14 protein-coding genes and 2 pseudogenes are annotated in these 23,252 nt (G+C 72.1%); 8 read left to right on the plus strand and 8 right to left on the minus strand.

The features are described from left to right. Positions 1–46: 46 nt before the first annotated feature. The 3 genes from ACTMTU_RS01270 to ACTMTU_RS01280 all read right to left on the minus strand — a co-directional run bounded on the left by ACTMTU_RS01270 (position 47) and on the right by ACTMTU_RS01280 (position 8,038). Positions 47–4,906 (minus strand): RICIN domain-containing protein, encoded by a 4,860-nt coding sequence (locus tag ACTMTU_RS01270; protein ID WP_441261528.1) that lies wholly within the window; start codon positions 4,904–4,906, stop codon positions 47–49. Between the two features lie 642 nt (positions 4,907–5,548). Continuing rightward, positions 5,549–7,171 carry a malate synthase A gene (aceB, locus tag ACTMTU_RS01275; protein WP_441261529.1) on the minus strand — a complete coding sequence of 541 codons (1,623 nt, stop codon included), beginning with the start codon at positions 7,169–7,171 and terminating at the stop codon, positions 5,549–5,551. Positions 7,172–7,423: 252 nt separating this feature from the next. After that, on the minus strand, positions 7,424–8,038 hold the full coding sequence (locus ACTMTU_RS01280) for a nucleotidyltransferase family protein (protein WP_441261530.1): 615 nt from the start codon (positions 8,036–8,038) through the stop codon (positions 7,424–7,426). Positions 8,039–8,228: 190 nt separating this feature from the next. Between ACTMTU_RS01280 and ACTMTU_RS01285 the strand changes: the two genes are divergently transcribed. Continuing rightward, positions 8,229–10,154 carry a serine/threonine-protein kinase gene (locus tag ACTMTU_RS01285; protein WP_441261531.1) on the plus strand — a complete coding sequence of 642 codons (1,926 nt, stop codon included), beginning with the start codon at positions 8,229–8,231 and terminating at the stop codon, positions 10,152–10,154. A gap of 120 nt (positions 10,155–10,274) precedes the next feature. Continuing rightward, complete coding sequence (locus ACTMTU_RS01290) at positions 10,275–10,601, plus strand: DUF5955 family protein (protein WP_189465703.1); 327 nt, start codon at positions 10,275–10,277, stop codon at positions 10,599–10,601. 281 nt (positions 10,602–10,882) lie between these two features. On the opposite strand, the gene ACTMTU_RS01295 is transcribed toward ACTMTU_RS01290, so the two are convergent. Both ACTMTU_RS01295 and ACTMTU_RS01300 read right to left on the minus strand, forming a co-directional pair. Further along, on the minus strand, positions 10,883–11,056 hold the full coding sequence (locus ACTMTU_RS01295) for a hypothetical protein (RefSeq protein WP_005309793.1): 174 nt from the start codon (positions 11,054–11,056) through the stop codon (positions 10,883–10,885). 145 nt (positions 11,057–11,201) lie between these two features. Further along, positions 11,202–11,303: pseudogene (locus tag ACTMTU_RS01300) on the minus strand (DNA-binding response regulator); the annotation flags it as partial. 145 nt (positions 11,304–11,448) lie between these two features. Here ACTMTU_RS01300 and ACTMTU_RS01305 point away from each other — a divergent pair. Then, positions 11,449–11,646, plus strand: a pseudogene (locus ACTMTU_RS01305) (hypothetical protein); the annotation flags it as partial. 64 nt (positions 11,647–11,710) lie between these two features. Beyond that, entirely contained in the window at positions 11,711–15,007 is a 3,297-nt protein-coding gene (locus ACTMTU_RS01310; RefSeq protein ID WP_441261532.1) for a GH92 family glycosyl hydrolase, read from the plus strand. Positions 15,008–15,096: 89 nt separating this feature from the next. Here ACTMTU_RS01310 and ACTMTU_RS01315 read toward each other — a convergent pair whose 3' ends face one another. Then, positions 15,097–16,338 carry an MFS transporter gene (locus ACTMTU_RS01315; protein ID WP_441261533.1) on the minus strand — a complete coding sequence of 414 codons (1,242 nt, stop codon included), beginning with the start codon at positions 16,336–16,338 and terminating at the stop codon, positions 15,097–15,099. Positions 16,339–16,437: 99 nt separating this feature from the next. On the opposite strand from ACTMTU_RS01315, the gene ACTMTU_RS01320 reads away from it, so the two are divergent. Continuing rightward, positions 16,438–17,523, plus strand: coding sequence for a DUF5937 family protein (locus tag ACTMTU_RS01320; RefSeq protein ID WP_441261534.1), 1,086 nt, complete (start codon positions 16,438–16,440; stop codon positions 17,521–17,523). Positions 17,524–17,883: 360 nt separating this feature from the next. Here ACTMTU_RS01320 and ACTMTU_RS01325 read toward each other — a convergent pair whose 3' ends face one another. Beyond that, complete coding sequence (locus ACTMTU_RS01325; RefSeq protein ID WP_053556767.1) at positions 17,884–18,684, minus strand: IclR family transcriptional regulator; 801 nt, start codon at positions 18,682–18,684, stop codon at positions 17,884–17,886. Positions 18,685–18,986: 302 nt separating this feature from the next. Here ACTMTU_RS01325 and allB point away from each other — a divergent pair, with 302 nt between their 5' ends. Then, positions 18,987–20,330 carry an allantoinase AllB gene (gene allB, locus ACTMTU_RS01330; protein WP_441261535.1) on the plus strand — a complete coding sequence of 448 codons (1,344 nt, stop codon included), beginning with the start codon at positions 18,987–18,989 and terminating at the stop codon, positions 20,328–20,330. A 3-nt stretch (positions 20,331–20,333) separates the two neighbouring features. Further along, positions 20,334–21,455 (plus strand): allantoicase, encoded by a 1,122-nt coding sequence (gene alc, locus ACTMTU_RS01335; protein WP_441261536.1) that lies wholly within the window; start codon positions 20,334–20,336, stop codon positions 21,453–21,455. Positions 21,456–21,717: 262 nt separating this feature from the next. On the opposite strand, the gene ACTMTU_RS01340 is transcribed toward alc, so the two are convergent. Next, on the minus strand, positions 21,718–22,449 hold the full coding sequence (locus ACTMTU_RS01340; RefSeq protein ID WP_441261537.1) for a 3-oxoacyl-ACP reductase family protein: 732 nt from the start codon (positions 22,447–22,449) through the stop codon (positions 21,718–21,720). Positions 22,450–22,625: 176 nt separating this feature from the next. On the opposite strand from ACTMTU_RS01340, the gene ACTMTU_RS01345 reads away from it, so the two are divergent. Further along, a complete protein-coding gene (locus tag ACTMTU_RS01345) occupies positions 22,626–23,246 on the plus strand; it encodes a dihydrofolate reductase family protein (RefSeq protein WP_441261538.1) in 621 nt (206 codons plus the stop codon). Positions 23,247–23,252: the final 6 nt, after the last annotated feature.

A 23,252-nucleotide genomic window follows, 5' to 3' on the forward strand; every position in this document is an offset into this window, starting at 1 on the left:
GGAGGGGTGCCCGCGGTTCTCGTCGGTGTGGATCAGTGCGGTGCGGTCACGGCAGCGGGTAGGCCGTGAAGACGACGTACTTGCTGGGCTTGTGCTGCTTGCCCACGTACTTCAGCAGGATCCTCACCTTGTTGCTCGCCGCTTCACCGGCAGCGGGGCCACCGACCTTGAAGACGGTGCCGAGGGACCCTTCGTTCCTGAGCGTCCACTCGATGGGGAGGGCATCCCGCTTCGCGTCGAAGATGTAGCCCGGCTTGCCCTGCTTCTGGGCCTCCTTCTTCACCCAGGCGTCCAGCCGCTCCGCATTGCGGGGCTCCCGGATCCACTGCTGCATGGCCTCGTCCACCGCACGGGCCGCGGTCGCCTCGTCGGTCCACCTGCCGGCGACCCCGCCCTGCGCCTTCCTGGCCTTCTCCATCATCTGGGCATCGGTCTTGTTGACGTGCTGCTCCAGGGTGTGTGCCCCTCCGACGCCCTCGTCGGCCACGATGTTGGTGCAGTTGTGGACGAGGAGGTCCTGCGCGGACCCCTCGGGGCGGACGTAGAACGTGCGCAGACCGTCGACCGTCAGGTCGAACACCTCGGTGGGGGAGAGGTCGCCCCGCTGCGCGAGTCCGGTCACGGGACGGAGCGAGCCGTCCGGTGTGCGCATCCTGTCGCCCACCCGGAGGTCGGAGACCAGGACCCAGCCGCGGCCTTCGACGTAGAACCTGTGGCCGACGGTGCTGGTCAGCACACCGTCCGCCACCGAGATGTCCACGAGCCTTTGCGTGTCGTGCCGGAAGGTGTCCACCACCGGCCGGGCGACGGACCGTCCGGACGACAGGTCCGTCGCCAGGACGAGGTCACCGGTGCGGACGTCGCGGATGGCCTTGCGGGTGCCGTCCGGGATCAGGACCTGCGTGTCGCCGGGGAAGCTGTTGACCCTGCAGGCGGTGGCCACGTCCTCGTAGGTGTTGACCGTGCTCTGGAGCTTGGCCAGGGTCGCCGGGTCCAGGTCCAGGGTCTTGAGCGCCTTGAACGCGTCGGCGACGCCGACACCGGTGTGCATGGCGGCGTCGAGGGCACGGATGCCCTCGGCGATCTTGGCGAAGGCCTTGCCCGGGATGAAGTTGGACGCGGCCCAGGCACAGGCGCCGGCGCTGCCGTGATAGCAGTCGACGAAGTCCTGGACCAGAACGGCCTTGATGAGCCGGTAGACGACCGTCTGCTGGATCAGGTCGAGCTTGCTGAAGTACCGGGTGACCTCCTGCTTCAGACCCGGGAAGGTCTTGGTCTCGAGAAGCAGGGTGTTCTCCGGCGGGCAGCCGGACGCCGTCGCCGGCACCTCGGGGTCGGTGCAGAGGTAGAAGTCGACGGTCGCCGTGAACGTCACGTCGAAGGTGACGGTGCAGCCTTCGAAGCCGATCTCGATGACGCAGTCGTTGAGTTGTTTGGCGTCGGTGACCTTGATCGTGTCTTCGTCGACGACGTACCAGGTGCCGCCGATGCCGGTGCCGGCTCCCGTGGAGACCTGCTGGTTGGCGGCCTTGCGTTCGGCGGATTCCGCTGCCTGCTGGGCGGATTCGGCGTACTTCTGGGCGTCCTTCGCCGCTTGTTCGGCCGCGGAGGCGGCGGCGTCGGCGCGGGTGGCCGCCGCGCGGGCGTCCTTGGCGGCCTGCTCGGCCGCGGCTGCGGCGTCGCGGGCGGCCTGGGCGTCCAGCGCGGCCGCGTCGGCGGACTCGCGGGCGTCCTTGGCGTGGCCCTCGGCGCGGCCGGCCGCCTTGTCCGCGGCCGCGGCGTCCGCCGTGGCCTGGCGGCCGTACTCGATCGTGCGGGCCAGCGACGCCGCCGCCTTGGACGCGGCCTTGGCGGCGTCGGCTGCGTAGCCGAGTGCCTCCTTCGAGTAGGTACGCGCGCGGGCCGCGTGGCCCGCGGCGTTCGCGGCGTGCTGATACGCGGCCTTCGCGTCGCCCTGCGCGGCCTCGGCCAGGCTCTGGGCGAGCGCGGCCTCCTGCTGCGCGTTCTTGGCGTGCGCGTCGGCGACGGCCTTCTGCTGCTCCGCGATCGACTTCGACGCCTGGCCCGTCAGCACGACCAGGCCGGCTGCCGAGTCCGTGGTGGCGTACGGGGAGCCGAGCTGGATCGCGTCGTTCGCCGGCTTGGCGACCTGCGCGGCGGCGTTCCCGGCGTCGACGGCGGCCTGGGCGGTGACATGGGCGAAGCCCGCCGCCTTCGCCGCTGCCGCCAGAGCCTTGCCGGCCTCCATGTTCGCCTCGTCCGCATGGCCCTTGGCGGCCTTGGCCCGCGCGTCCGCCTCGTTGGCGAGCTTGACCGCGGTCTGCGCCTCCGAAGCGGCGTGCTTGGAGGCTTGGATCGCGTCCGCGGCGGCGCTCGTCGCGGTCCGCACCGCGGCGTCCGCCTTCAGCTTCGCCGCCTGCGCGGCATCCGCGTCCGAGCGGGCCCGCTTCGCGGCCGCCTCGGCACGGGTGGCCGCCGCGTCCGCGTCGGCCGCCGCCTGCGTCGCGGAGTCGGCCGCGGTACGGGCCCGGCCCGCCGCCGCCTCCGCGTCATCGGCGTGCCCCGCCGCCGCGTCGGCCGCCGCCCTCGACTCCTTGGCGTTGGCATCGGACTCGTGCGCCTGCGCGAACGCCTCCTTCGCGATCGCCTTGGCACGCGCCGCGTTCGCCTTCTGCTCCGCGTCCCACGCGTCGTCCCGCAGATCACGCGCTTTGTCGCGGGCCTTCTCCGCCGCGTTCTTCTTCTCGACCGCAGTGCCCTCGGCCGACTCCGCCGCCTCCTTGGCCGACTGCGCCTTCGACGCCTCGGCCTCGGCGGTCTTACGGTGATGCGCCGCCTCGGACTGCTTGGCCGCGGCGGTCGCCTTCTCCTTCTCGGCCGTCTTCTCCTCGGCCTCCGCCGACAACCGCTTGGCGTGCGCCTCGGCAGCCGCCGCCTTGGCGTCCGCCTCCGCCTGCACGGCTTCGGCGAGCTTGGCCTCGGCGGTCTCCTTGTCCTTCTTGGCGTTGTCCCGGTGCACCTTGGCGGCGTCCGCCGCGGCCTTCGCCTGCAACTCGGCGGTGTGCGCCGCCTCCTTGCGGAACTCCGCCTTCGACTGCGCGGCCTGCGCCAAGGCGCGCTGCGCGATGGTGTGGCTGTCGCCGGCGGACGCGCGGGTGGCGGCCTCGGCGGTCTCGCCGGCCTTCACCATGGCCTCCAGCGCGGCAGCCGCGCCTTGGGTGACCTGCGCCTTCTGCTGACCGACCAGCAGGCCGCGGCCACGCGGCGCGCCGTTCTTGTCCGCGACGGCGTAGGCGGCCTGCTCCGCGGTGTCGGAGGCGGTGGCCGCCGTCTTCGCCGCGGCGGCGTGCTTCTTCAGGACGGCGAGCTGCGCCTTCGCCCCGGCCTGGGCGGCGGCGACGCCCTTCTTCGCCTTGTCGAACTGGGCCTTGGGGATGGCCTCCCCGCTGTGGCCGGACGGCTCGATGCCGAACCGCTGGGGGGCGGCGCCGCTGCAAGTCCACAGCCGAGCGTTGACGCTGTCGTCGTACTTGGGCAGGTCGAGGCACTTGCCCGTACCCACGTTCCTCAGGGGCGTGGTCGCGCGGACGTTGTACTCCCAGGTCTGCGCCGGGCTGCTGCCGCACGTCCAGATCTGGATCTTCGTGCCGTCGGCGGAGTTCGTGCCGGACACGTCCAGGCACTTCTGGGAGTTGACGTTGCGCAGGTGCAGACCCCGGTCGTCGCCCTCGACCAGCCACTGCTGCGCGGCCGAGCCGTTGCACTTGTACACCTGGACCGGGGTGCCATTGGTCTTCTTGGCGCCCTCGACGTCGAGGCATTTGCCCGTGGTGCCGCGCAGCTCGACGACCACGGGGCTGTCACCGATCCAGCCGACACCGCCCGGGGACCAGAAGTCCTGCCAGCGGGCCAGGTGGTCGGCGACCCACGAATGCCCCAGCATCTCGCCCAGCGCCTTCGAACCGGCGGCGAGTGCCTGGGTGGCGTTCTTGTTGGCGTCCAGCAGCTGGTTGCGCTGCACGGCCTGCGAGGCGATCTCCTGCTGCCACTCGGCGGCGGCGGTGGCGCTGAGGGGCTCGAGAACCTTGTTCGGGTCGAGCGGGTCACGCCAGGCGCAGGACGCGAACCGGGTCTTCAGGTCCTCGACCGCGATACGGAACTCGGCCGAACCCGCGGCGGGTGCGGTGCGGGGGAAGCCGCCGGAGGAGAGGAAGACGCGGGCGTCGTCCGCGCCGGTGGGGTCGATGCCCGACTCGTTCAGCCACTCGAAGGCGGCGCGCTCGACGAGGGCGCGGTTCCACTCGTCGGAGGGGAGCGACGGGTCGGTGTCCTCCGGGTAGAGGGGGGTGCCGAGATCGCTGACGGCCTTGCGTGTCGCGTCGTCCGCCGGCGGAGTCGGGTCCTCGTAGAAGTCGCTCTCGTCCTTCCAGAACCGGTCGGCGGTCCACTTGGTCAGACCGGTCTGGGCGTAGAAGTCCTCCCCCTCACGTGTGCCCGGCGGCCAGTGGAAGCCGGTCTCCGTGAAACCGGCAGGCGTGGTCAGCCCCTGAAGAGGCGCCTGCCAGCCGTCCCGGACGGCGTGGAGGGCGTCCAGCTCCTTGCCCGCGGCGTCCCGGTCCTTGGCGTACGCCTGCGCGAGCGGTGTGTTCTCCCAGTGCTGCCGGTCGGCGAGGGCGCGGAGCTTGTCCTGCGGCTGGTTGAGGCCGTCCTGTGCGACGGCGGCCATGGACGGTCCGCCCAGGCGCAGCACGTCGGACATCAGGCACTGGTCCTGCCGCAGTTGTTCCGCGGGGGTGTCGTTGTACCAGTCGTAGGAGTCGCTCGCCGCGGCGGTGCGCTGCCCGGCGAACTGCTGCGCCGGAGCAGGCTGGGCGGCCAGGCCGCCGAGGACGGCGAGCGCCGCCACGGAGGTGACGAGGGGGGTGAGTATCGGAGATCTGCGTGATCGGGGTCTGAGCAACCCTGGTCTGGGGCGCACAAGGCATCCTTCGTGGTGAACGAGGGCAGTAGGGGGCGGCCCGTCGGAGGAGGCGGAACCGGTGCGCGCGGATCAGGCGACTGTTCCGGCGTCGGAACAGGCGCGGCAGGCAGCTTGGTCGGAGCCGGCCTGCGTGGTGAGCCGGTGTCGCGGCATGACGGTTCATCCCTCCCCGTGGCGGCACTGTTCCCCCGGCCGCCGGTTGGTGTGCGCGCCACGGTGGATTGGTCAAGATCCACCACGCGCGCGGCGATCACCATAGGCACAGGTCAACCTGGATGAGCAAGAGCCGATTTCAGCGCTCGGGCCGGACTCCACGGCAGCATGTGCGGGAGTTTTGGTCGAACCTGCTGTGCAAATCTCGTGCTCATCGGCGGTGTTACCTGTGTGTCTCCTGTGAAGGAGGGGCGGCGGCGTAAGGTTTTCCGGCCAGAAGTTGACCGATAGTCACCTTCAGGTGGAGCGCACCACTCCGCCCGCGGACAGCGCAGGCACCGCCCCCGGTGCTGTGCGGTACCGGGGGCGGTGCGGGAGTGGTGCGAAGCGCGGCGCGGCGCAGGGGGGCAGGCGTCAGCCGACGAGCTGCTCGTACGCGGGCAGCGTCAGGAAGTCCTCGTAGTTCTCGTCGAGGGCCACCTTCAGCAGCAGGTCGTGTGCCTGCTGCCAGTTGCCGGACGCGAAGGCCTCCTCGCCGACTTCCTCGCGGATCGCGGCCAGTTCCTCCGCCGCGACCTTCCTTGCCAGCTCCGGAGTGGCGCGCTCGCCGTTCTCGAAGACGACGCCCGCGTTGATCCACTGCCAGATCTGGGAACGGGAGATCTCCGCCGTCGCCGCGTCCTCCATCAGGTTGAAGATGGCCACGGCGCCGAGGCCGCGCAGCCACGCCTCGATGTAGCGGATGCCGACCTGGACGGCGTTGCGCAGGCCCTCGTACGTGGGCCTGGCGTCGAGGGAGTCGACGGCGATCAGGTCGCCGGGCGCCACGGAGACGTCCTCGCGCAGGCGGTCCTTCTGGTTCGGCCGGTCGCCGAGGACCGCGTCGAACGAGGCCATCGCGATGGGCACCAGGTCCGGGTGGGCGACCCAGGAGCCGTCGAAGCCGTCGCCGGCCTCGCGGTCCTTGTCGGCCTTGACCTTCTCGAACGCGACCTTGTTGACCTCGGCGTCCTTGCGGGACGGGATGAACGCGGCCATGCCGCCGATCGCGTGCGCGCCGCGCTTGTGGCAGGTGCGCACCAGCAGTTCGGTGTACGCCCGCATGAACGGGGCGGTCATCGTCACCGCGTTGCGGTCCGGGAGGACGAACTTCTCGCCGCCGTCACGGAAGTTCTTGACGATGGAGAACAGGTAGTCCCAGCGGCCGGCGTTCAGACCGGAGGCGTGGTCGCGGAGCTCGTAGAGGATCTCCTCCATCTCGTACGCCGCGGTGATCGTCTCGATCAGCACGGTCGCGCGGACCGAGCCCTGCGGGACGCCGACATGGTCCTGGGCGAAGACGAAGATGTCGTTCCAGAGGCGGGCCTCCAGGTGCGACTCGGTCTTCGGCAGGTAGAAGTACGGGCCCTTGCCGAGGTCCAGCAGGCGCCGGGCGTTGTGGAAGAAGTAGAGGCCGAAGTCGACCAGCGCGCCGGGCACCGGGATTCCGTCCACGGTGATGTGGCGCTCGGCGAGGTGCCAGCCGCGCGGGCGCATCACGACGGTCGCGAGCTCCGCCGCGGGCTTCAGGGCGTACGTCTTGCCCGACCTCGGGTCGGTGAAGTCGATCCGGCGCTCGTAGGCGTCGATGAGATTGAGCTGGCCGAGGATCACGTTCTCCCAGGTGGGGGCGGACGCGTCCTCGAAGTCGGCGAGCCAGACCTTCGCGCCCGAGTTGAGGGCGTTGATGGTCATCTTGCGGTCGGTCGGTCCGGTGATCTCCACGCGGCGGTCGTTCAGGGCCGCGGGGGCCTCCGCGACCTTCCAGGAGTCGTCCGCGCGGATCGCGGCGGTCTCCGGGAGGAAGTCCAGGGTGGAGGTGCGGGCGATCTCGGCGCGGCGCTCGGCGCGGCGGGCGAGCAGCTCGTCGCGGCGCGGGGTGAAGCGCCGGTGCAGCTCGGCCACGAACGCGAGGGCCGCGTCGGTGAGGACCTCTTCCTGCCGGGGCAGGGGCTCGGCTTCGACGATGGCCAGCGGGGACGGCGCTGGTGCGGACATGAGCTGTCACTTCCTTCAGCGAGCTTCACATGCTTCGCATGCTTCACGGGCGGTGCGGGGGCGCCGTGCGGCCGCCGGGTCGCCGGTGACGGCACTCAGTGCCAGTGGCTCCGGGGTACGGCCGAAGGCGCCGTCCGAGCAGTCAGGCGCTTCTGATCAGTGGATACTAGTTACCGCATGGTGGAAGTTCAATGGTTTGTTGATATCGAGATTCTCCGGGTCGACAGACCGTGGCGCACCGTGCCACGCCGTTCACAGCAGGTACCGGAGATCCTCCGGGGTGTCGATGTCGTACTCCTGTGCCACGTCGCCGCACTCGACGAGCGTGATCGCGTCGGCATGGGCGCGCAGATACGCCCGCGCCCCCTGATCGCCCTCGGCCCCCGCCGCGATCCCGTCCCAGCGGTCCGCGCCGAACAGCACCGGATGCCCCCGCCGCCCCCCGTACGCCGCGGCCGCCAGCGACGAACGGGAGCGGTAGGCCGCACGCACCCGCGCCACCGCCTCCGCGCCGATCCCCGGCTGGTCCACCAGCAGCACCAGCGCCGCGTCCGCCGCTCCCAGCGAGGCGAGCCCCACCCGCAACGACGACCCCATCCCCTCCTCCCACGCCGGGTTGTCCCGCACCACGCATCCGGTCAGGTCCGCCTCCTCCCGTACGCGGTCCGCCGCCGCGCCCAGCACCACATGCACCGGACCGCAGCCGCCCTCGCGCAGCGTCCGCACGGCGTGCTCGACGAGCGGACTGCCGCGGTGTTCCAGCAACGCCTTCGGTCGGCCGCCCAGCCGCCTGCCGCCGCCGGCCGCGAGCAACAATCCGGCGACGACCGGCTGGTGAGGGTCCGTCGGAGTACGGGGAGAGGACATGGGGACTCCTTATCCCATAAGAGGGCGAATACACGGACATCCGCCCCGTGGGACGCTGCTCCGAACGGGCGTTGCCCACGCGTTCCTGCAACCGCCCGTGGGGCGGGCGTCGTCCGACGTGGAGAGCAGGGTGCGACTTGGATAAGGTGCACCTTCCATACTGAGGTTCGCCATGGGGGATCAAGAGTCGATGAGTGGCCGCGCACACCAGGGAACGGTCTTCAAGCCGCTGGGTGAGGACGATCCGAAGCACGTCGCCGGATACAAGCTCGCCGCCCGCCTCGGCGCCGGCGGCATGGGCAAGGTCTACCTCTCCTACACGCCCGGAGGACGCGCCGTCGCCATCAAGGTGATCCGGCCCGACTTCGGCCAGGACGCCGAGTTCCGGCGCCGTTTCGCGCAGGAGGTACAGGCCGCCCAGCGGGTGCAGGGCCTGTTCACCGCGCCCGTCATCGACGCCGACGCCGACGCCGAGCAGCCCTGGCTGGCCACCGCCTACGTCCCCGGTCCGTCCCTCGCGGACGCCGTGGCCCAGCACGGCAAACTGCCCGTGCAGACGGTGCTGTTGCTGGTGGCCGGCATCGCGGAGGCGCTGCAGATCATCCACGGCGCCGGCATCGTCCACCGTGACCTGAAGCCCGCCAACGTCCTCCTCGCCGCCGACGGCCCGCGCGTCATCGACTTCGGCATCGCGCGCGCCGCCGACGCCACCTCGCTCACCAGCAGCGGGGTCACCATCGGCACACCGTCGTTCATGGCGCCCGAGCAGGCCGCGGGCAGCCATGTCACCCCGGCCACCGACATCTTCGCCCTCGGCCAGCTCACGGCGTACGCGGCGACGGGCAAGGCGGCGTTCGGCGAAGGCACTTCGCACGGCGTGCTCTACCGGATCGTGCACGAGGAGCCCGACCTCACCGGACTCCCCGACGAGCTGCGCGAGCTGGTGACACGCTGCATGGTCAAGGAGCCGGAGAACCGGCCCTCCGTCGCCGAGATCCTGAGCATCTGCCAGGCGGCCAACGCCGAAACGGTGCTGCGGCGCCCGGAGGAGTGGCTGCCCAGCGCGGTCGCCGCCGAGATCACGACCCGCAAGGCGGCGCCCGCGCCGCCGGTCACCCCCGCGGCCGGCCAGCCCGCCGTGACCCCGCCGACGGCGGCCCCCCAGGCCCCGGCCGCGCCCGCCCCGACCCACCAGCCGACCGCGCACGCCGCGCCGTCGACGCCGCCGCCCGGATTCGGTCCCGCCCCGCAGCCTCAGACGCACCAGCAGCCGCCGGCCCAGCCGCAGCAGCACATGATGCAGCCGCAGCAGGCCGCTCACCAGCAGCCCGGGACCCAGCCGCAGCAGCCCACGTACGCCTATCCGCAGTCGGCGCAGCAGGCCCCCGGCTACGGCTACCCGCAAACGGCGCAGCACCACCAGCACACCGGCCCTCAGCCGTACGGCACCGTCGCACAGCAGGGACCGGACGCCGCGCCCAAAAAGAAGAAGGGCCGCACGCTCGCCATCGCGCTGGTGGCCACTCTCGTGCTGGGCGGCGCCGCGGGCGGCGGCGCGTATCTGGCGCTCTCCGACAAGGACTCGGGCAAGAAGACCGAGAGCCAGGACAAGGGCGCCCCCGAATCGTCCAAGCCCGCCGGCAGCACCCCGTCCGGTGGCGCCTCCACGCCCGGCAACGAGGGCGACGGACTCGACACCGCGCCCGGCGACGTGGTTCCCGACCCCGAGCCCAAGACCTACACGGGGCTCGACATCGTGAACAACTACCACGTCTTCCTCGACCACGATCCGGTCAAGCCCGTCAACGACGACTCCAACGCGGACTTCGAGTACGAGGGCGACCTCAACCAGGTCGAGACCGAGACCGGCCGGATGATCCTGCTCCGCACCGGGCAGACCGGCGACCTCGACACCTGCCGTAACGACACCCGCTACACGACCACCATCGAAACGGGGCTGCTCTCCAAGGGCTCCCAGATCTGCGTGCTGACGGATTCCGGCCATGTCGGCCTGCTCACCTACCAGGGCAAGTCGCCGGAGAACGACCCCAGCAAGTTCATCTCCGTCGATGTGACCGTGTGGCGCAACGCGATGGACGTCGTTCCGACGTCCTGAATTGCGTCCGCACGGTGGCGCACCGTCACCCGGATGGCGTTAACTGGCCCGCACCCCTCGGGCGTTGACCACGACCCCGGCGGGACCGTGGAGTGCACAAGGACGTGCGAGGGGCTGGCTTTGTTGCGGAGCGTGGGGCAGACGCGGGTGACAGGCAGGGGCAGTGGCGAGGAGCCGAGAGCGGCGGAGCTGCGTGCTGCCGTCGCCAGGCTCAGACGCGAACTCGCGGGCTATCCCGCCGAGTTCAGCGACCGGGGGATCGCGGAGGACGAACTGGCGGTGCTGGCGGCGATGGTGGCGGCGGGAGACCCCGAGATCCCGCGGATGCGGCGCTCGCTGCTGCTGATCGCGGGCGCCGTCGGCTCGGTGAGCGCGCTGTCGCCCGCGCTGATGCAGGTGCGCGCCGCCGTCGACCTCTTCGGTGAGGCACCGCCGCAGCGCCGTTGATCCGGTGGACGCCCGTCTCCGCCACCGCCGCGCGATGGCGGAGACGGGCGTCCACCGGTGGGTACACGGTACGGCCGGCGCCGTGGCCGACCCTGGAGCCGGGTCCACCGGATGCCGTCCGGTGCGCCCGCCTCCACGGACTACGTGATCACACGCATCTCTTCGCTCCTCGTGCTCCGCACGGATCCGGTCCGCCGGGCGGCGGGAAGGATACGGCGGGTGTCCCGGCCGCGCCCGTGCCGCCGCCCCCGGTGGGCGTCCCGGCGCACGCGGTGACGCGGTCAGCGCCTGAATCCGTGCTTCGAATTCTCCTTGGTTTCGCGCGCCCTGCCCCGTGTCTCCAGGGCGGCGCCCTTGGCCGCGGTGGTCTCCTTGCCCATCGCGTGGGCCGCCTTCCGCACGGCCCTGCCGACAACCTGCTCGGCCTTGGCCTTGGCCTTCTCTCCGGCACTCATGTCGGTCCTTTCGTAGTCTCCACCTCTGCGGCTGCCCGAGCCGCAGGGCCGGAAACCGGTCGCTTCGCGAGGGGGGAACGCCGCAGAACCCGGCCGCGCCGGGTTCGCGCCCCCGTCGGCGGGACCGTGCGGGATCACCGTCGGATCAGCTCCGCGCCGTCGCCACCGCGGACGTGCGGGAATCGACCCCCGGCTTGGCGTGGATGTGTACGAGGTGGGACTTCGCCGTCGCCCGGCTCAGGAAGAGCGAAGCGGTCCGCAGCAGCCACGTCGTAGGCCGTCGGCAGGTCGACGGCAGTGCCGCTGACACCGAACCGCACCGCGGGCCCGTGGGCGCGGGCACACAGCCGTTGCGGCGCGCCGGCCGGCGAGCGGCGCTCGAGATCCGGTACCTGGATCTGCCGGTGCGTCTGACCCGCGAGCGGTCGACGGCGACGGTGCTGGTGACGCACGACCGGACGCATCCGGAACGGACGGACCGCACGGCCACCACGGCGGACGGCCGGCTGACCCCCGCGCTCGCCGCGTCCCGCCGAACGACCGCGCTGAATCCGTTTCCGGCCGGCCGGGAAATCGGTCCAGGGCGTTGACAACGATGTCAGATGCATGGTCAAGTCTCCGCGCCGGTCCATGGATTTCAGGAGAGGGACGCCCATGCACCCACTGCTCAGGAGAATACGGGCGCGCACGACGCGGGCCGCCGCCCTTCCGCTGGCGGCCGCCATGGCGTGGGGCGGGCTCCTCGCCCCCGCTCCCGCCGCGCAGGCCGCCGCGCCGGTGGCCGAGGACCCCGCCGCGCTGGTCAACCCCTTCGTCGGCACGCAGAACTTCGGCAACACCTTCCCGGGCGCGAGCGCCCCGTTCGGCATGGTGCAGGTCAGCCCCGACACCGGCGGACAGGGCGGCTACGACTACCAGCAGGACAGGATCCACGGGTTCAGCCAGACCCATCTCTCCGGCGTCGGTTGCTCCGTCGCCGGCGAACTGCCCCTGATGCCCACCACCGGAGCGGTCGACACCGTCGATCCGTCCCGCTACCGGTCCGCCTACTCCCACGACGACGAGGAGGCCGAGCCCGGCTACTACCGCGTCGGCCTGAAGACGTACGGCATCGACGCGGAGCTCACCGCCACGCCCCGCACCGGCTGGCAGCGCTACACCTTCCCCGCGACCGGTCAGGCCAACGTCCTGTTCAACACCGGCAAGGCCAACCAGCGGGTGTACGACTCCGAGGTGCGTGTCATCGGCGACCGCACCGTCGAAGGCCGCGTGGAGGCCGGGAACTTCTGCGCCGGCAAGGACCGCCACACCGTCCACTTCACCGCCACCTTCGACCGGCCCTTCGCCTCGCACGGCACCTGGCGCGGCGACGCCCGCACCCCCGGAGGCCGTGATGCCGGGGGCGAGGGCGGCAACGGCGCCTGGGTGACGTTCGACGCGGCCGACGACCGCGACGTGGTCGTCAAGGTCGGCCTGTCGTACACGGGCATCGAGGGCGCGCGCAAGAACCTGGCGGCCGAGACCGGCGACTCGTACGACTTCGACGCCACCCGCGCCGATCTGCGGGCCACCTGGCAGCGTCAGCTCCGCTCCGTCGAGGTCGGCGGGGGCACCGTCGAGCGGCAACGGGCCTTCTACACGGCGCTCTACCACGCCCAGTTGCACCCGAACCTCGCCGGCGACGTGGACGGCCGTTACGCCGGCTTCGACGGCAAGGCGCACACCGCGGACGGGTTCACGCCGTACCAGAACCTCTCCCTGTGGGACACCTACCGGCCGCAGAACCAGCTGCTCGAGCTGCTCCAGCCGCAGGTGGCCCGTGATGTGGCGCTCTCGGTCGTCGCCGCCGGACGCGACGGCGGCTGGCTGCCGCGCTGGGCGCTCGCCAACAGCGAGACCAACATCATGACCGGCGACCCCGTGACGCCGTTCCTCGTCGAGGCCTGGTCCAAGGGGCTGCTCACGGGCCACGAGGAGGAGGCGTACGCACTCCTGCGCAAGAACGCGACCAGCACCCCGCCCGCCGGTTCGCCCTACAACGGCCGTTCCGGGGTGGAGCACTACAAGGAGCGCGGCTACGTCCCCTCCGGCCTGGAGCTCGGCAAGGACTGCGCGGACAAGGGCGGAGACAACGACTGCAAGCACCCCGCCTCCGCGACCCTCGAGTACGCCGCGGCCGACGCTTCGCTGGCCCTGATGGCCCGTGAGCTGGGCCACGCGGAGGACGCCCGGACATTCGCGGCGCGCGGCCAGTGGTACCGCAACCTGTGGGACTCGCGGATCGGTCAGTTCCGGCCGCGTACGGCCGAGGGGACGTGGCTGACGCCGTACGACCCGGTCGAGGCGGCCCACCAGTTCCACGAGGGCGGCGCGCACCAGTACCAGTGGCTGGTGCCGCAGGACCCGGCCGGTCTGGTCACTCTGATGGGCGGCAGGTCCGCCACCGAGAAGCGGCTCGACTCCTTCTTCGCGTACGACAAGCTGCTCACCGATCCGGAGCGCACGGCCCGCGAGGACTGGATCTCCGCGCCGTACGACTACTACGGCAAGCCGACCTACAACCCGAACAACGAGCCCGATCTGCACGCCCCGTACATGTACCTGTGGGCGGGCGCGCCCGCGAAGACGGCGACCGTCGTCCGCGCGGCGATGACCCTGTTCACCAACGGCCCCGACGGCATGACCGGCAACGACGACCTGGGCACCATGTCCGCCTGGTACGTCTTCTCCTCCCTCGGCCTCTACCCGACGATGAGCGGCGGCGACTTCCTCGCCGTCTCCAGCCCGCAGTTCTCCTCCGCCGCCGTCCGCGTCGGCACGTACGGCGAGGAGCAGGGCGGCACCCTGACGATCAAGGCGCCGGGCGCGAGCGACACCACCCGCTACATCCAGCGGTCCTCGTTCGACGGCCGCGACCTGCGCCGGACCTGGCTCGACTGGGACGCCGTCGCCCACGGCGGCACCCTCGCCCACGAACTGGGCGACGAGCCGTCCTCCTGGGGCACCGGCAGGAGCGCGGAGCCGCCCTCGGTGAACCGCGCGGCCGCCGACTCCCGCAGCCGGCTGGACGCCTCCCTGCGGGCAGGCTCCGACGTCGTACCGCGGGGCGACACACCGCAGACCGCCCACCTCGCCCTCGACGTGCTGGGCCAGGCTCCCGGCGCGCTGCGGGTCACCGTGCGGGCGCGGACCCCTGAGGGCTGGGCGGTGCGGATGCCGACGTCCTTCACGCTCGACTCCCGCCGGCTGCCCGTGCAGCGCACGGTGGAGGCCGAGGTGAGCGTGCCGGCGGGAACCGCGCCGGGCTCCTACCCGGTGCGCATCGAGGTGACGGGCACCGGCGTGGAGAGCCTGGTGCGGGAGGCCACCGTCGAGGTCCGTGAGCCGAACCGGTGCGCGACGGCGAACGGCGGCCAGTGCGCGGTGGATCTCTCCCGGGAGGCGAACCACGACGGCACCGCGACCGTCGCCGCCTCCGACGAGGGTGACTTCGACGGCGGCGGCTGGAGCTACGATGCCGCACTGCTGCCGAAGGCCGGCCCGGTGACCTGGGACGGCGTCACGTACCAGGCGCCCGACGCGTCCGGTACGGCCGCCAACTTCACCGAGGCGCGCGGGCAGTCGATGCTCCTGCCGGCGGGGCGGCACAGCGCGCTCCGGCTGGTGGCGGCCGCCCACAACGGCACGGTGGCCACGACGATCGTCGTCCGCTACACCGACGGCACCAGCGCCGAACTGCCCGTGACCGTGGGCGACTGGGCGGGCTCGGCACCCGGCGGCAGCACCGTCGCGCTCGACATGGACCACCGGATCCGGCGGGGCCAGGGCGTCGACGGTCCTTCGGTACGGCTGTTCGCGACATCGGCGCCGCTCGAGGCCGGGAAGACGGTGCGTTCGCTGAGCCTGCCGGACGACCCGCGGGTGGAGGTGTACGCGCTGACGCTGGTCTGAGGCACGGCGCGGGGCCCGGGACCGCGTTCGCGCGGTCCCGGTTCTCGTCCACCGGTGCTTCGGACCGTGGCCGGACACGATGTGCGGGCTCATGAGCCTGCTCGTGTCCGGGGGCGGTAACCGCTGAGCCGCGCCCCCTGGTCCTTCTCGGTGGCGACGGCGGAGGCGGAGACGAGCGTCGCAGCGGCGAGGCTCCCCCAGAGGGCGGCCGCGCCGTGGGGTGCGAGAGCGGTGATGGCCGCCGGGGAGACGGCGAGGCCGAAGCCGGTGGAGAGCTCGAAGCGGGCGAGGGCACGTCCCAGGACGTGGGGCGGAGCGAGGGCGGTGACGAGCGCGGTGGCGCTGCCGGCGTAGATGATCTCGCCGATCGTGCAGACCACGGACACCGCGGCGACTGCGGGGGCGCCCCAGCCGTGTCCCAAGGAGGTGGCCGCGAGAAAGCCGAGATAGGACGCGGCGAGCACCACGCCGGCGAGAGCCAGCACATGCCGCCGGGGGAAGCGGGACATCAGGACGGTGAGGGGAACCTGCAGGGTGACCACCAGCACCGTGTTGGCCACGAAGATGGCCGCCGACCACACCGGCGACGCGTGCAGCTGCGTCACCAGGACCAGAGGGAGCGCGATCTCGGGGACGTTGAGGCAGAAGACGTAGACCACGTTGGCGGCCAGCAGCGCCCGCATCCGAGGCGCGGGCCCGTCGGTCTTGTCCTCGGCCGGGGCAGCGGCCGGACGCGCGTGCAGGCGGATCGACCACGCCAAGGCCGCCGAAACGAGACAGGCGAGCCCGGTGACGGCCGCCAGCGCCTGCAGGGCGGTCGTGCCGCCCGCCAGGCACGCGGTGGCGATGAGCGCGCCCACCCCCAGACCGGCGTTGCGAAGGGCGCGGCCTGCCGCGAGAGCGGCGTCGCGGTCCCTGCCGTGGGCGACCGTGGCCACGAGGGCCGCGTGGGCGGCCGGCCACGCCTGGTTGCCGATGCCGAGGAGGAGCGCCGCCGTCGCGAACAGCCATACGTGACCCGCCGGGGTCGACAGCAGCAGCGCCACGCCGAGCGCCCGCACCAGCATCGACGCCGCCACGACCGTGCTGCGTGCGCCCCGGTCCAGCCATCGGCCCACCGCGGGCATGCACACCAGACCCACGACGATGCCGAGCGTCATGGCGATGCCCGTGGCCGGCGCGGACAACCTGAGCACGGTCACCCCGTAGAGCAGCAGAAAGGGCCGCAGCAGTCCGGTTCCGAGCGCGTCGACGGCCAGGGCGACGGCGTAGCGGGGGCCTCCGGAGGCACGGACGAGGGTGCGGGGCCGGATCTTGGTGGTGGTCGGCATGGCGGCAACGGTGCGTTCGGATGCCGGGACTGCCACGTCGGTTGACGGACACCGTCAACCGGGCCCCGTCGCCGTCGCCCGGTCGGTGATGCTGAGGGGATGACGTTGAGGATCGACATCGGCGGGCTGCCGTCCGAGCGGCTGCGGTTCGCCGCCTCCCCGCTGGCCGAACTGACCGCGATGCTGCACGTGCTGGCCGAACCCGGGCATCATCCGCAGCACGCCGGCTGGGCCGGGGACGTCTGGTCCGGGTTGCGGCCGGAGCTGGCAGAGCGGCTGCGGGAGGCGGAGTTCCTCTGGCGGTCCTCTCAGGCCGACTTCCTGATCCCCGCCAGGCCTCGGCCGACCCTCGCCGAGGAGTTGGACGACGTGGACCGGATCGACGACGAGACGTACGCGACCGCCGCGCTCGTCGCCACGTGCGGCAGCAACCGGGTCCACTCCGCCGGGGCGTCGCCGCTCACCGACGCGACCGCGCGCGAGCGGGCCCTGGACCTGGCCCAGGCCCGCGGTGCGCGGCAAGAGGCCTTCGCCGAACGGCTGCTCGCGGACCCGGCCGCTGTGCGGGCGCGGGTGCGCCGCACCCTCGAACAGTGCGCGGAAGCCTTCTTCGACGCCGCGTGGACGGGCGTCGCCGTGCAGCTCGCCACCGATCTGCGCCTGAAGAACGACCTGTTGAAGCGCCGGGGCATCGGCGCGGCGCTCGCATCGGTCTCGGGCGCCCTCACCCTGGCACCGGACGGCGACTGCATCATCGTGGACAAGTTGCAGGACAAGGCGACCGCCGCCCACGGCGCCGGTGTCACCTTCATCCCCAGTGTCTTCGGCAGCCCTCATCTGGTGGTGGTGCACGCGCCCGGGTGGCAGCCGGTGGTGCAGTACCCCGTCGCCGAGCCGGGTCCCTCGGAGCCGGTATCGCTGGAAACGGTCACCCTGCGGCTGGAGGCACTCGCACATCCGGTACGGCTTCGGCTGCTACGCACCCTGGCCCGCGGCCCGCACACCACCGGCGAGCTGGCCCACGCCTGGGAACTCTCACCTCCGGAGGTCTCCCGCCACCTCGCGGTCCTGCGCCGCGCGGGCCTGCTCACCGCCCGGCGGCAGGGTCGTTACGTCCGGCACCACCTCAATCTGCCCGATCTGACGGCGCTGGGGGCGGACCTGCTGGCGGCCGTACTGCGTTGAGCGGCTCCGGCCTGCCGGAACGCGGACGGCCGCCGTCTTCGCAGCCTCGTCCTACTCGGCGTACGCCGCCGGGCGGTACAGGGGCCTCTTCGGGTAACCAGATAGCGTCCCGGGCCGCCGGGCGGTACCGGCGCGCCCGGCTCCCGCCCGCGGGCAGCCGGGGAACGCACCGGCGGCCGGGCAGTACCGGTGCGCGCGCCTGCCGCGCTCGGGCGGTTGAGCACAGCGGCCGACGGGCGCTACCGGCGCGAGCGCCCACCGTGCTCAGTCAGCCGGGGAGCGCGCCGGCCGCAACCGCCGGAGGTCCAGCTACGGTATCCACGACGCTTACCGGCCCCGGACCCCGGCCCTTCGGCGTCGTCAGCTCTGCGCGTTGGTGTTGGCCAGCGCCGCCGACAGGTCGAGCGCGACCTCCTGGAGGATGGGCACGATCTTCTCCGTCGCCGCCTCCGTCACCCGGCCCGCCGGACCGGAGATCGAGACGGCCGCGGCGGTGGGGGAGTCGGGCACGGAGACCGCGAGGCAGCGGACCCCTATCTCCTGCTCGTTGTCGTCGACCGCGTAGCCGGCGCGGCGGACCTGCTCGAGCGCCTCGAGGAAGCCCTCCGGCGTCGTGATCGTCTTCTCGGTCGCGGCGGGCATCCCGGTCCTGGCCAGCAGCGCCCGCACCTCTTCCGCGGGGGTGTGCGCGAGCAGCGCCTTGCCCACGCCGGTGGAGTGCGGCAGCACCCGGCGGCCGACCTCGGTGAACATGCGCATGGAGTGCTTCGAGGGCACCTGCGCCACGTAGACGATCTCGTCGCCGTCGAGCAGCGCCATGTTCGCCGTCTCGCCGGTCTCCTCGACGAGGCGGGCGAGGTAGGGGCGGGCCCAGGTGCCGAGGAGCCGGGAGGCGGACTCGCCGAGGCGGATCAGCCGGGGGCCGAGCGCGTAGCGGCGGTTGGGCTGCTGGCGTACGTAGCCGCAGGCGACCAGCGTGCGCATCAGACGGTGGATCGTGGGCAGCGGCAGACCGCTGCTGGCGGAGAGCTCGCTGAGGCCGACCTCGCCACCGGCGTCGGCCATTCGTTCGAGCAGGTCGAAGGCGCGCTCAAGGGACTGCACGCCGCCGCTGGCGGCGGGCTTGGCTGCGTCGGTGGCGCTGGCGCTGGACGTCGGCACGTCGGCGGTCCTTTCGGGCAGGCAGGGCAAGGCTGCAGCCTACCGGGCGCGGCTCCGGGAAACATCGCCCGCAGAGTCGCGTCGTGGCCGGTCAGGGCGTGTTTGTCCCTGTGTCTGCGGTGATGCGCGGGCCTGCTCCTGGCTGAAGCGACCACGTCGCAGTGGAATTGTACTTCCACTTTGTGGAAACGTACAAGCGTGATCTTCCGGCCCGGGCGGGTCTTGACGGGTATCGACGAGAGGGGAAGACTCCTTCAACAGTTCGTTGAATTTTCGCTGAGCAGTGGAAGTGAGGGGAGCGGGTGTCCGACGTGGAAGTGGACCTGGTGCTGCGCTCGACGCGCGTGATCACCCCCGAGGGGACGCGCGCCGCGACGGTAGCCGTCGCCGGCGGGCGGATCGCCGCGGTGGGTCCGTACGACGCCGACGTGCCGGCCGGGGCCCGGCTCGAGGACTTCGGTGACGACGTCGTCCTCCCCGGCCTCGTCGACACCCACGTTCATGTGAACGACCCCGGCCGCACCGAGTGGGAGGGCTTCTGGACCGCCACCCGCGCGGCCGCCGCAGGCGGCATCACCACCCTGCTCGACATGCCGCTCAACTCCCTGCCGCCCACCACCACCGTCGACCACCTCGCCGTCAAGCGCGACGTGGCCCGCCCCAAGGCGCACATCGACGTCGGCTTCTGGGGCGGCGCGATCCCGTCCAACGTCAAGGACCTGAGGCCGCTGCACGACGCCGGAGTCTTCGGCTTCAAGTGCTTCCTGTCCCCGTCGGGCGTCGAGGAGTTCCCCGAGCTCGACCAGGAGCAGCTCGCCCGCTCCATGGCCGAGATCTCCGGCTTCGGCGGCCTGCTGATCGTGCACGCGGAGGACCCCCACCACCTCGCCTCCGCGCCGCAGCGGAGCGGGCCCAGATACGCCGACTTCCTCGCCTCCCGGCCCAGGGACGCCGAGAACACCGCGATCGGGAACCTGATCTCGCACGCCAAGCGGCTCGGCGCCCGCGTCCACGTCCTGCACCTGTCCTCCAGCGACGCACTGCCGCTGATCGCCGAGGCCCGGCGGGAGGGCGTAGCGATCACCGTCGAGTCGTGCCCGCACTTCCTCACCCTCACCGCGGAAGAGGTCCCGGACGGGGCGACCGAGTTCAAGTGCTGCCCGCCGATCCGGGAGGCCGCGAACCAGGACGCGCTCTGGCAGGGCCTCGCCGACGGCACGATCGACTGCATCGTCTCCGACCACTCTCCCTGCACCACCGACCTCAAGACCCCGGACTTCGCATCCGCCTGGGGCGGCATCTCCTCGCTCCAGCTGGGCCTGCCCGCGATCTGGACCGAGGCCCGCAAGCGCGGCCACACCCTCGACGACGTCGTCCGCTGGATGGCGAAGGCCCCCGCCGACCTGGCGGGCCTCGGCACCAAGGGCGCCATCGAGGCCGGCCGCGACGCCGACTTCGCGGTCCTCGCCCCCGACGCGACCTTCACCGTCGACCCCGCGGAACTGCACCACCGCAACCAGGTGACCGCCTACGCGGGCAGGACGCTGTACGGGGTGGTCGGATCGACGTGGCTGCGCGGCAAGCGGATCGTGGAGAACGGCAACCTGGCCGAGCCGACGGGCCGGCTGCTCGAAAGGAACAACTGAACCGTGTCTGCATCCACCATCCCCTCCTTCACCGGTGACGCCAGCCCCTACGGCGGCGGCGACCCGTACGCCGACTACCGTGCGGCCGACTTCCCGTTCACGCAGTACGCCGACCTCGCCGACCGCCGCCTCGGCGCGGGCGTCGTCGCCGCCAACGACGAGTTCTTCGCCGAGCGCGAGAACCTGCTGAAGCCGGAGCCCGCCGAGTTCGACCCCGAGCACTTCGGCCACAAGGGCAAGATCATGGACGGCTGGGAGACCCGCCGCCGCCGCGGCGTGGGTGCCGAGCAGCCCCACCCCACCGACGACGACCACGACTGGGCACTGGTGCGCCTCGGCGCCCCCGGCGTCGTACGCGGCATCGTCGTCGACACCGCGCATTTCCGCGGCAACTACCCGCAGGCCGTGTCGATCGAGGGCACCTCGGTCGCCGGCTCGCCCTCCCCGGAGGAGCTCCTCGGCGACGACGTGAAGTGGACGACGCTCGTCCCGCGCACCGCCGTCGGCGGCCACGCCGCCAACGGCTTCGCCGTCGACGTCGAGCAGCGCTTCACGCACCTGCGCGTCAACCAGCACCCCGACGGCGGCATCGCCCGCCTGCGCGTCCACGGCGAGGTCGTGCCCGACCCCGCCTGGCTCGGCGCGCTGGGCACCTTCGACCTCGTCGCGCTCGAGAACGGCGGCCAGGTCGAGGACGCCTCCGACCGCTTCTACTCCCCGGCCACCAACACCATCCAGCCCGGCCGCTCCCGCAAGATGGACGACGGCTGGGAGACCCGCCGTCGCCGCGACAAGGGCAACGACTGGATCCGCTACCAGCTGGTCGGGCAGGCGGAGATCCGTGCGGTCGAGATCGACACCGCGTACCTGAAGGGCAACAGCGCGGGCTGGGCGGCGCTGTCCGTACGGGACGGCGCCGAGGGCGAGTGGCGCGAGGTCCTGCGGCGCACCCGGCTGCAGCCAGACACCAACCACCGCTTCGTGCTCGACGCCCCCGTGGTCGGCACCCATGTGCGGATCGACATCTACCCCGACGGCGGCATCTCCCGCCTGCGGCTGTTCGGCTCCCTGACCGAGCAGGGCGCGGCCCGCCTGACGGCCCGTCACCAGGAGCTCGGCGGCTGATCGTTTCCGGCGGAGCCCGGCGGCGTGGGCAGAGGGTTCCCTGCAGCGCCCTGCGGGCGGGCGTCGGCCGACAGTGCCCGGCGGAGCCCTGCGGGCGGGCGTCCGTCACGAGTTCGGCGGCTCACACCCGCCGGAGCCCGGCGGCAGGCGTCCGCCAGGAGCCCGGAGGCGCACAGCCGCCACAGAACGGGGAGGTACGACACCCTCCCCGGCCCCGCGGGGCGCACCGGCCGACAGCAACGGTGCGCCCCGCGCGCATGTCTCAGGCCGCGTGCCCGCCGTCCACGGAGAACTCGGCGCCGGTGATGTACTCCGCCTCGCCGCCCGCCAGATACGCGACCATCGACGCGATCTCCTCCGGCCGCCCGAAGCGACCGAGCGCCGTGTCCGCCTTCTGCGGGTCCGCGTACGGGCCGTCCGCCGGGTTCATGTCGGTGTCGACCGGACCCGGGTGGACGATGTTCGCCGTGATGCCCTGCCCGCCCAGCTCCCTCGCCAGCGCTTTGGTGAGGCCGATCAGCGCGGACTTGCTCATCGCGTACAGGGTGCCCCCGGGGCCCGGCACCCGCTGGGTCATGCAGGTGCCGATCGTGACGATCCGCGAGCCGCTCCCCATCCGTGCGGCGGCCGCACGGGACGTGAGGTAGACGCCCCGTACGTTCACGGCCAGCACCCGGTCCACATCGGCCGGCGTGATGCTCTCGAGCGGCCCGAGCAGGCCCACACCCACGTTGTTGACGAGGATGTCGAGCCCGCCCAGGGCTTCCACGGTGCGGTCCACGGCGTTCGCCGCCTCCGTGGCGTCGGCCGAGTCGGCCCGCAGGGCCACCCCGCGCCGGCCCACCTCTTCGATCCGCCGCACGACCTCCTCCGCGGCCTCTTTCCCCGCCACATAGGTGATCGCGACATCCGCCCCGCCACGGGCCAGCCGCAGTGCGGTCGCCGCGCCGATCCCGCGGCTTCCGCCGGTCACCAGAGCCACCTTGCCGTTCATCCGAGCCTCCAACATCCGCTAAGTGGTTGCGGCTTCAATCACATCGCTTCCGGTGGCCCCGTGCTGGCGGTGATCGGACATCGCGCTCGGCGCGCCGATGAGTTCGGGGGCCCGGTGCGGTCAGAGCTGTGAGACTCATCGAAACCCGCTGAAAAGCGATGAAAGGCGAAGGAACCATGGCACAGCTCTCCCTCACCCAGTTCCTCACCCTCGACGGCGTCTACCAGGCCCCCGGCGGGCCCGAGGAGGACACCACCGGCGGATTCGAGCACGGCGGCTGGTCCGTGCCGTACGGGGACGAGGACTTCGGGCAGTTCATCAACGAGGTCTTCGGGCGGGTCGGGGCCTTTCTGCTCGGCCGCCGCACCTACGACATCTTCGCGAGCTACTGGCCCAAGCAGACCGACCCCGCCGACCCGGTCGCCGGCAAACTCAACGCCCTGCCCAAGTACGTCGTCTCGACGACTCTCGAGTCGGCCGACTGGGAGAACACCACCGTCATCCGCGGCGACATCGTCAAGGAGGTCACCGCACTCAAGGAACGCACCGACGGGGAACTCCAGATGCACGGCAGCGGCAAGCTCGCCCAGACCCTGATGGCGCACGACCTCGTCGACAAGCTCTATCTGGTCGTCTTCCCGGTCGTGCTCGGCACGGGCATGCGCCTGTTCCCGGAGGGTGCGAGGCCCACGGCGTTCAGGCACCTCGAGGCGCGGACCACGGGCAGCGGTGCGGCGATCCACACGTACGAGCTCGCCGGCCGCCCCGAGTACGGCAGCTACGCGGAGGAGCTGTAGCAACCC

Source organism: Streptomyces sp. OZ13, assembly GCF_052068155.1.
In the GTDB taxonomy this organism is placed as follows: domain Bacteria; phylum Actinomycetota; class Actinomycetes; order Streptomycetales; family Streptomycetaceae; genus Streptomyces.